This is a genomic window from Mammaliicoccus fleurettii (assembly GCF_002018435.1).
Taxonomy (GTDB): domain Bacteria; phylum Bacillota; class Bacilli; order Staphylococcales; family Staphylococcaceae; genus Mammaliicoccus; species Mammaliicoccus fleurettii.
The window spans coordinates 126978-135532 of record NZ_MWJM01000008.1 but is presented as its reverse complement, the minus strand read 5'-3'; the positions used below and the strand labels follow the sequence as shown (position 1 = coordinate 135532).

The window sequence follows — 8555 nt, the reverse complement described above, 5'->3', positions numbered from 1 at the left end:
TTTAGAGCCATTAGCTCAGTTGGTAGAGCATCTGACTTTTAATCAGAGGGTCAGAGGTTCGAATCCTCTATGGCTCATAGCGGGTGTGGCGGAATTGGCAGACGCACTAGACTTAGGATCTAGCGCCGCAAGGCGTGGGGGTTCGACTCCCTTCACCCGCATTTTATTAATATGATTCAAGCATTTAATCTTGCAGAAGTAGTTCAGCGGTAGAATACAACCTTGCCAAGGTTGGGGTCGCGGGTTCGAATCCCGTCTTCTGCTCCATTATTTGCCGGGGTGGCGGAACTGGCAGACGCACAGGACTTAAAATCCTGCGGTAAGTGATTACCGTACCGGTTCGATTCCGGTCCTCGGCACCATTTTTAGCGCCCGTAGCTCAATTGGATAGAGCGTTTGACTACGGATCAAGAGGCTAGGGGTTCGACTCCTCTCGGGCGCGTAATGACCATTTTTGGTTACGGGAAGTAGCTCAGCTTGGTAGAGCACTTGGTTTGGGACCAAGGGGTCGCAGGTTCGAATCCTGTCTTCCCGACTTCTATTAAATCTTGGGGGCTTAGCTCAGATGGGAGAGCGCCTGCTTTGCACGCAGGAGGTCAGCGGTTCGATCCCGCTAGTCTCCACCATTTAAAATAATATTATTACGGCGGCGTAGCTCAGCTGGCTAGAGCGTACGGTTCATACCCGTGAGGTCGGGGGTTCGATCCCCTCTGCCGCCATTAAAATTTTGAATATGAAATACATATTTTAAATTTTGGACCTTTAGCTCAGTTGGTCAGAGCAAACGGCTCATAACCGTTGGGTCGCAGGTTCGAGTCCTGCAAGGTCCATACTTATATAGTGGAGGAATACCCAAGTTCGGCTGAAGGGATCGGTCTTGAAAACCGACAGGGGCTTAACGGCTCGCGGGGGTTCGAATCCCTCTTCCTCCGCCATTATATTTGTAAAATTAAATTATTATTATCGCGGGATGGAGCAGTTCGGTAGCTCGTCGGGCTCATAACCCGAAGGTCGGTGGTTCAAATCCACCTCCCGCAATTATTATTTTAGGTCCCGTGGTGTAGCGGTTAACATGCCTGCCTGTCACGCAGGAGATCGCGGGTTCGATTCCCGTCGGGACCGCCATTTTTTAAAATTTTATGTATGGCTCAGTAGCTCAGTCGGTAGAGCAAAGGACTGAAAATCCTTGTGTCGGCGGTTCGATTCCGTCCTGAGCCATCTTTTAACATTATGCCGGCCTAGCTCAATTGGTAGAGCAACTGACTTGTAATCAGTAGGTTGGGGGTTCAAGTCCTCTGGCCGGCACCATCTATCGGAGGGGTAGCGAAGTGGCTAAACGCGGCGGACTGTAAATCCGCTCCTTCGGGTTCGGCAGTTCGAATCTGCCCCCCTCCACCATATTTCTTATAATTTAATAGGGGCATAGTTTAACGGTAGAATAGAGGTCTCCAAAACCTTTGATGTGGGTTCGATTCCTACTGCCCCTGCCATGGCGGTTGTGGCGAAGTGGTTAACGCATCGGATTGTGGTTCCGACACGCGTGGGTTCGATTCCCATCAGCCGCCCTTACTTTTATTAATGGGCTATAGCCAAGCGGTAAGGCAACGGACTTTGACTCCGTCACGCGCTGGTTCGAATCCAGCTAGCCCAGTAGTCTGGCGGCATAGCCAAGTGGTAAGGCAGAGGTCTGCAAAACCTCTATTCACCGGTTCAAATCCGGTTGCCGCCTCCATTAATATTTTGCGGGAGTATTTCAACTCTTAGAATACATTCCTTCCCGGAATGAGATATAGGTGTAAATCCTATCTTCCGCTCCATTATTTTTCAGAACTACTAATTATTAAAATGCGGGAGTATTTCAACTCTTAGAATACATTCCTTCCCGGAATGAGATATAGGTGTAAGTCCTATCTTCCGCTCCATTATTTCTTCCATTGGGAAGATTTTTTTGTAGGAAATATAATTATGCCGGTGTGGTGGAATTGGCAGACACGCGGGACTCAAAATCCCGTGTCCGTTGAGGACGTGTCGGTTCGAACCCGACCACCGGTACTTATAACAAAAAGGCTGAGACAATTAATTTGTCTCAGCCTTTTATAATTTCATCATTAGATTACTGTCTTCTTCTTTTACTAACCTGCAATTTAAAGTTTTATAATATAATCAATTTTTTGATCATTATACAACTTACTTCTTGTCATTACTTTTGGAATTCCGTATTTATCTTTCATATTAATTGCTTTTGTTAAATTATCATCTGCACACGCTACTATGTCAATATTTCTTGTGTGTTGAACTAATTCTACATATATTTCTGAAGTAATGTTACACCCATCAATGCCGACTTTTTGTTTATTCATTTAAATTACCCCCTAAGATATGTGATTAAATAAAGGATAATCTATGAAATGCATTTCATGTCAACAATTAATATTTTTTACAGAATTTCTTTTTATTAATTTAGTTTCAAAAAAGTGATGTGTTATATTATTATCGTATAATTGGTTAAAGAGACTTTTGCCTATATTGATAAGTGGTATTTCTATCGTTGTCAAATTAAGCATCTCTGATATTTTATGATTTTCAAAGCCAATAATAGATAAATGTTCTTTTGCATCATTGTTTATACTTAGTAATAGACCAGCAGCAGTGTTGTCACCTGAAACTATAATTGCTGATGGGGGAGTTGGTGATTTATTTAAATCTTTAGCAAGTATATAACCATCTTCTAGTAATACATAATTTTCATAAATCTTTTTATTATTGAAAGTTAGTGATTTTTCTTTGCAAAAATCTTTATAAGCTGCAATCCTTAATAATGAACTTGTACTATTCTTTCTATTAATAGCACATGAGATATTTCGATGTCCATGTTCGTACAAATGGTTTAATGCCGTGTAAAAGGCTTTATAGTGATCTATATAGGTTGTACGAAGCTTAGAATGTGTTATATCTTCAAAAATAGAGATAGGACCATATTCAACATACTGTTCGATTATATTTAATGAAATATTTCTTGAACATATAATTAAGGCGTCTAGTTGTTTTAGTTTAAGCATTTCTAAAGCGTCTATTTCTTGGTCGTTATCATAAGAAGTTTGGAAAAGTACAATTTTCTTGTTTAATTTAATTGCTTCTTCTGATATACCTTGTATTAGCTGAGAAAAATAAGGATGATTAGAAAAAGGAATAACAACACCTATTAAGTTTGTTTTACCTTTTTTTAAATGTATGGCATTAATGTTAGGTATATAATTTATTTCTTCTATAACTTGGAGTACTCTATTCCTTTTCTCTTCGTTTACATAAGGGTGGTTATTAATTACTCTTGAAACAGTACTGGGAGAAACACCAGCTTTTCTTGCGACTTCTTTTAGATTTGTCATTCGGATTCCCCCTCATTTATACTATATATTATATAAATATTTTAGCATATTAACTTAAAAATTATCTTTAAATTATAAAGTAGGTGAAATTTATTAAACAACAATTTTTTGAACTGGAATGTTCTCATTTAAACGCAAATAATAGATTAGATCATAACATTATACTAGATTTACTTGATGATAATTTCAAAGAGATTGGAAAGTCGGGTAGAGTCATTTATAAAAATGATATTGAAAACAGCACTTTACATACTTTTGAATATCAAATTAGTGACTTTGTAACTGACAAGATTCAAAAAGGCATTGTATTGGTTACATATAAATTATTCAATGAGACGGATAATGTATTAACGAATAGAAGTACTTTGTGGATCAGAAAAAATAACCAGTGGAAAATGCGATTTCATCAAGGTACAATTATTTAAAATTAAAAATGTGATTGTCTATTAAAATAAACTCATATATGATTAATACATATTTAAATATGGAGGAATTTTATGGATAGACATTTCACTGTAAAGGAATTTTTCTTTAACATATTAAATGGTATAGGTGTAGGTATTGTTATTGCGCTTATACCAAATGCAATATTAGGTGTTTTATTTAGTTACTTATCACAGTTTCACCCTGTACTTGAAATGTTTAACCAAGCTTTATTACTTATGCAATATGCTATGAGTTTTATTATAGGAATAATTGTAGCTAATCAATTTAAATTCCAAGCTACAGATGCCGTGATGATAGGGGCAGCTGGATTAATAGGTTCAGGTGCTGTGAAAGTCCAAAATGGCCAATTTATGTTTGTTAGTATTGGTGATGTGGTCAATTTAATAGTTGTATTAATCATTAGTTGTTATTTAATGATTAAATTAAAAGGTAAATTTGGTTCTTTAGATATGCTAATTATGCCAATATTTATTTCGGTAGTTAGTGGTTTTATTGGAATGCTTACTTTGCCATATGTAAGTAATGTAACAAAAGGCATTGGAAAATTAATAGAACAATTCTCGACTTTAAATCCATTGTTAATGTGTATTTTGATAGCAATTACATATGCTCTCCTTATGGTCACTCCAATTTCAGTGGTAGCAATTGCAACAGCTGTAGGATTAGAAGGTCTAAGTTCAGGTGCAGGTAATATGGGAATCGTTGCGGCATGTGTAACATTCTTAATGGGATCATGGAAAGTAAATGATAAAGGGATTAATATCGTACTTATTATTGGTGCTGCAAAAATGATGATACCTGTCTACTTTAAAAATCCAATAATAGCAATACCGTTGATCATTAATGGGTTAATGAGTGGTTTGCTAACGTATTTTGTAGGAATAAAAGGAACACCTATGTCAACAGGATTCGGATATACAGGTTTTGTTGGTCCAGCTAATGCAATAAAATATATGGACGGCTCAATAATTGTAAATATAGTTCTTTTAATATTCGCGTACTTTGTTATACCATTTGTATTTGCTTATATTGTACATAGATTATGTTTGAAATTATTGCCTAAATATAATCAGGAAATGTTTTTGTTTAAAGAAAATGCATAAGAATTGAATACTAAAAAGCGCCCTCAGTTAGAGGACGCTTTTTTATATTACATTTTATATACAAATTTAACTATAATTATTAGAATATTATGAAAATATATTGTTTGTTTTCATAAAGTGAGGTAGAATAAATCATTATTCATAAATTTGCATATTGATATCACATTTATAAGTGCATTAAATCAGTGCTAGTTATTTTTAATAGTGTTATAACAGTGATTACAAAAATTTGATTTTAAAATGAGATTATATTTAGTAACGACTAAATGAATAACCATTCAAAAACTTTTATAAAAAGCATTGCATAAAATTACATAAATGCGTATAATAATGAATATTATTAATTCAGGAGGTTACAACTTTGAAAAGAAATTTATTTGTGAAAGTAGTACTTATAACAGTTTGTTTACTACTTACTATTCCATATTTAGTCCCCAAACAGTCACACGCCCAAGAAACTGACCAGTGGGAAAAAGCTAAAGAACGTGGCGAGCTAAGAGTAGGTTTATCAGCAGATTATGCACCATATGAATTTGAACATACCAAAGATGGAAAGCGTGAGTATGCAGGTATAGATATTGAGCTAGCTAAAAAAATTGCGAAAGACAATGGTATAAAGCTTAAAATAGTGAATATGCAATTTGATAGTTTATTAGGTGCTTTAAAAACTGGGAAAATAGATATGATTATATCAGGTATGGCACCGACTCCTGAAAGAAAAAAAGAAGTTGATTTTTCAGATCACTATATGGAAGTTAAGCAAAGACTAATTGTTCAAAAGAAAGATAAAGATAAATTAAAAACAATTGAAGATTTCAAAGGAAAAATGATTGGAGTACAAAAGCAAACAACTCAAGAAGAATTAGCAAAAACTGAAATGCCAGACTCTCAAGTGAGCTCACTTGCAAGGGTACCTGAAGTTATTATGTCACTTAATTCAGGAAAAGTAGATGGAATGATTATTGAAGGTCCTGTAGCAGATGCATATTTAGAGAAAAATCCAAATTTAACTTATTCAGATGTTGATTTTTCTGATGCAGATAAAACAACTGCCATCGCTTTACCTAAAGATTCTCCTCAATTAATGGAGAGAGTCAATAAAAGTGTTAAAGAAGTTCGAGATAATAATTTGATAAAAGATTATCAAGATAAAGCCACAGAAGCAATGTTTGATGATGGATCATTTTTTAGCAAATATGGATCTTATTTCTTACATGGTGTTGGATATACAATTCTATTATCATTCTTAGGAGTTGTAGCTGGTGCACTTATTGGTGTTTTCTTTGCATTGATGAAATTAAGCAACAGTAAAATCTTAAAATCTATTGCATCAGTTTATATAGAATTTATAAGAGGAACGCCTTTATTAGTTCAAGTATTTTTAGTGTATTTTGGTACAACAGCAGTACTTGGTTTAGATTTATCTGCACTTATTTGTGGTATTATCGCGCTTATTATTAACTGTAGTGCTTACATAGCAGAAATTATTAGAGCAGGGATTAATGCAGTTGATAATGGTCAAATGGAAGCCGCAAGATCATTAGGTTTAAATAAATCACAAGCTATGAAAAAAGTTATTATGCCTCAAGCCATTAAAAATATACTACCAGCTTTAGGTAATGAGTTCGTAACTGTAATTAAAGAATCATCTATTGTATCAGTAATAGGTGTTAGTGAATTAATGTTTAATGCACAAGTTGTGCAAGGTGCGTCGTTTGATCCATTCACACCATTGTTAGTAGCAGCAGTATTGTACTTCATTTTAACGTTTACGTTATCTAGAGTGATGTATATTGCTGAAAGGAGGTTCAGTGTCAGTGATTAAAGTTAATGATTTACACAAAACATTTGGTAAAAATGAAGTATTAAAAGGTATTAATTTAAATATTGAAAAAGGAGAAGTAGTTGCCATAATAGGTCCATCAGGTAGTGGTAAAAGTACGCTATTAAGATGTTTAAACTTATTAGAAGATCCTACTTCAGGTCAAATTATTTTTGAAAACAATGATCTAACGAATACTAAGGGAGCAAAGCTGGATCAATTAAGACAAAAAATGGGAATGGTGTTCCAAAGCTTTAATTTGTTCCCTCACAAAAAAGTTATAGATAATGTTACTTTAACGCCTTTGACTTTAAAAAAAGGAAATAAATCTGAATTAGAAAAACAAGCTCATCAGTTGCTTGAAAAAGTTGGATTAGAAGATAAATCGGATGTTTATCCTTCAAAACTTTCTGGAGGACAAAAGCAGCGTGTCGCTATTGCGAGGGCATTAGCTATGAATCCAGAAGTTATTTTATTCGACGAACCAACTTCAGCACTTGATCCCGAAGTAGTTGGGGAAGTGTTAAGTGTTATGAAAGATTTAGCTAAAGAAGGCATGACAATGGTGGTTGTAACACATGAAATGGGCTTTGCTAAAAATGTAAGTGATCATGTCATTTTTATGGATGAAGGAATTGTACAAGAAGAAGGTACACCTGAACAAATTTTTGATAATCCGCAAAATAGTAGAACGAAACAATTTTTATCTAAAGTATTGTAATACTAAAAAATAAAAGAGGTGTTTTCGTGTTAGAAATAGGTATAGTCGGCGGAAGTGGATATGGTGCAATTGAACTAATTAGATTACTCAAACAACATAAAGAAGTGAATATTAAATATGTATTTTCACATTCTAAGTCTGGGGAAGACATTAAAGAAACTTTTCCACATTTGCAAGACAATATTAATGTACCATTTTCAAGTTTAGATGTTGATAAAGTAGATTGCGATTTAATATTTTTTGCTACGCCATCAAATGTGAGTAAACATTTTATTCCTAAATTAATTGAACGAGGAATAAAAGTTATTGATTTATCAGGAGATTTTAGACTAAAAGATCCAGCATTATATGAAAAATATTATGGTGAAAAACCAGCTGAACAAAGCATACTTGATAAAGCTAATTATAGCTTAGCTGAGTGGTCCGATATAAACAATGATTCAACTAAAATTATTGCTAATCCAGGATGTTTTCCAACAGCGACTTTACTTTCTCTACATCCACTATTAAAAAACAATTTAATTAATAAGGAATCAATAATTATAGATGCTAAAACAGGTATTTCTGGTGCAGGTAGAAGTTTAAGTCAGAATGTTCATTATGGAGAAGCGAATGAGAATTTCTCTGCTTACAAATTAGGAACACATAAACACACGCCAGAAATTGAGCAATATTTATCAAAATTATCAGGATCTGATATTAAAGTAATGTTTACACCACATCTTGTTCCTATGACAAGAGGCATACTGGCTACAATTTATGTTGATTTAAATGAACAAATATCAGAAGAAGCATTACATAAAATGTATATAAAAACCTATCAAAATAAACCATTTGTCCGTATTAGGAAAATAGGTGAATTTCCAAAAACTAAGGAAGTATTAGGTAGTAATTTTTGCGATATAGGTATTTACGTTGACGAAGAACGAAATAAAGCTGTAATTGTAACTGTAATAGATAATTTAGTAAAAGGTGCAAGTGGTCAAGCAATTCAAAACATGAATATTTTATATGGATTTAATGAAGATGAAGGTTTGAATTTATTACCAGTATATCCTTAGAAATGGAGGAATTTG

General features: G+C 34.2%; 7 protein-coding genes and 20 tRNA genes. 25 read left to right on the top strand and 2 right to left on the bottom strand.

The window, feature by feature from the left end; translation table 11 throughout:
- The first annotated feature begins 4 nt into the window (after positions 1–4).
- The 20 genes from B2G86_RS08375 (at position 5) to B2G86_RS08280 (ending at position 2052) form a co-directional block, all read left to right on the top strand.
- Positions 5–77 (top strand) — tRNA-Lys (locus B2G86_RS08375).
- Between the two features lie 2 nt (positions 78–79).
- Positions 80–161: transfer RNA gene (locus B2G86_RS08370), tRNA-Leu, on the top strand.
- 31 nt (positions 162–192) lie between these two features.
- Positions 193–267 (top strand) — tRNA-Gly (locus B2G86_RS08365).
- A gap of 6 nt (positions 268–273) precedes the next feature.
- Positions 274–362 (top strand) — tRNA-Leu (locus B2G86_RS08360).
- A gap of 6 nt (positions 363–368) precedes the next feature.
- Positions 369–442 (top strand) — tRNA-Arg (locus B2G86_RS08355).
- A gap of 19 nt (positions 443–461) precedes the next feature.
- Positions 462–535, top strand: a tRNA-Pro gene (locus B2G86_RS08350).
- Positions 536–550: 15 nt separating this feature from the next.
- A tRNA-Ala gene (locus B2G86_RS08345) sits at positions 551–626 on the top strand.
- Between the two features lie 19 nt (positions 627–645).
- Positions 646–719, top strand: a tRNA-Met gene (locus B2G86_RS08340).
- A gap of 37 nt (positions 720–756) precedes the next feature.
- Positions 757–830 (top strand) — tRNA-Ile (locus tag B2G86_RS08335).
- 12 nt (positions 831–842) lie between these two features.
- Positions 843–935, top strand: a tRNA-Ser gene (locus B2G86_RS08330).
- A 29-nt stretch (positions 936–964) separates the two neighbouring features.
- Positions 965–1038, top strand: a tRNA-Met gene (locus B2G86_RS08325).
- Between the two features lie 11 nt (positions 1039–1049).
- Positions 1050–1125: transfer RNA gene (locus B2G86_RS08320), tRNA-Asp, on the top strand.
- Between the two features lie 20 nt (positions 1126–1145).
- A tRNA-Phe gene (locus B2G86_RS08315) sits at positions 1146–1218 on the top strand.
- Between the two features lie 14 nt (positions 1219–1232).
- Positions 1233–1308 (top strand) — tRNA-Thr (locus B2G86_RS08310).
- 6 nt (positions 1309–1314) lie between these two features.
- Positions 1315–1398, top strand: a tRNA-Tyr gene (locus B2G86_RS08305).
- 18 nt (positions 1399–1416) lie between these two features.
- A tRNA-Trp gene (locus tag B2G86_RS08300) sits at positions 1417–1490 on the top strand.
- Between the two features lie 2 nt (positions 1491–1492).
- A tRNA-His gene (locus tag B2G86_RS08295) sits at positions 1493–1565 on the top strand.
- Between the two features lie 14 nt (positions 1566–1579).
- Positions 1580–1651 (top strand) — tRNA-Gln (locus B2G86_RS08290).
- Positions 1652–1657: 6 nt separating this feature from the next.
- Positions 1658–1732 (top strand) — tRNA-Cys (locus B2G86_RS08285).
- 235 nt (positions 1733–1967) lie between these two features.
- A tRNA-Leu gene (locus B2G86_RS08280) sits at positions 1968–2052 on the top strand.
- Positions 2053–2144: 92 nt separating this feature from the next.
- On the opposite strand, the gene B2G86_RS08275 is transcribed toward B2G86_RS08280, so the two are convergent.
- Both B2G86_RS08275 and B2G86_RS08270 read right to left on the bottom strand, forming a co-directional pair.
- Positions 2145–2360, bottom strand: a complete 216-nt coding sequence (locus B2G86_RS08275) for a Gfo/Idh/MocA family oxidoreductase (RefSeq protein ID WP_078357646.1) — start codon at positions 2358–2360, stop codon at positions 2145–2147.
- 60 nt (positions 2361–2420) lie between these two features.
- Entirely contained in the window at positions 2421–3386 is a 966-nt protein-coding gene (locus B2G86_RS08270) for a LacI family DNA-binding transcriptional regulator (RefSeq protein WP_078357645.1), read from the bottom strand.
- Between the two features lie 83 nt (positions 3387–3469).
- Between B2G86_RS08270 and B2G86_RS13635 the strand changes: the two genes are divergently transcribed.
- The 5 genes from B2G86_RS13635 (at position 3470) to argC (ending at position 8540) form a co-directional block, all read left to right on the top strand.
- The gene (locus B2G86_RS13635; RefSeq protein ID WP_078357644.1) at positions 3470–3811 is read left to right on the top strand and encodes a nuclear transport factor 2 family protein; all 342 of its coding nucleotides are present in this window, start codon (positions 3470–3472) and stop codon (positions 3809–3811) included.
- A 72-nt stretch (positions 3812–3883) separates the two neighbouring features.
- Positions 3884–4936 (top strand): PTS sugar transporter subunit IIC, encoded by a 1053-nt coding sequence (locus B2G86_RS08260; protein ID WP_078357643.1) that lies wholly within the window; start codon positions 3884–3886, stop codon positions 4934–4936.
- 361 nt (positions 4937–5297) lie between these two features.
- Positions 5298–6761: an ABC transporter substrate-binding protein/permease gene (locus tag B2G86_RS08255; RefSeq protein ID WP_078357642.1), complete on the top strand. Its 1464-nt coding sequence runs from the start codon at positions 5298–5300 to the stop codon at positions 6759–6761.
- Positions 6754–7479 (top strand): amino acid ABC transporter ATP-binding protein, encoded by a 726-nt coding sequence (locus B2G86_RS08250; protein ID WP_078357641.1) that lies wholly within the window; start codon positions 6754–6756, stop codon positions 7477–7479. The genes B2G86_RS08255 and B2G86_RS08250 overlap by 8 nt, the downstream gene beginning before the upstream one ends.
- Positions 7480–7505: 26 nt before the next feature.
- Positions 7506–8540, top strand: a complete 1035-nt coding sequence (gene argC, locus B2G86_RS08245; RefSeq protein WP_078357640.1) for an N-acetyl-gamma-glutamyl-phosphate reductase — start codon at positions 7506–7508, stop codon at positions 8538–8540.
- Positions 8541–8555: the final 15 nt, after the last annotated feature.

Excerpts from the sequence above, each read along its gene's own strand:
- B2G86_RS08275 (WP_078357646.1), bottom strand. The coding sequence starts at position 2,360 with ATGAATAAACAAAAAGTCGGCATTGATGGGTGTAACATTACTTCAGAA.
- B2G86_RS08270 (WP_078357645.1), bottom strand. The coding sequence starts at position 3,386 with ATGACAAATCTAAAAGAAGTCGCAAGAAAAGCTGGTGTTTCTCCCAGT.
- B2G86_RS08260 (WP_078357643.1), top strand. The coding sequence starts at position 3,884 with ATGGATAGACATTTCACTGTAAAGGAATTTTTCTTTAACATATTAAAT.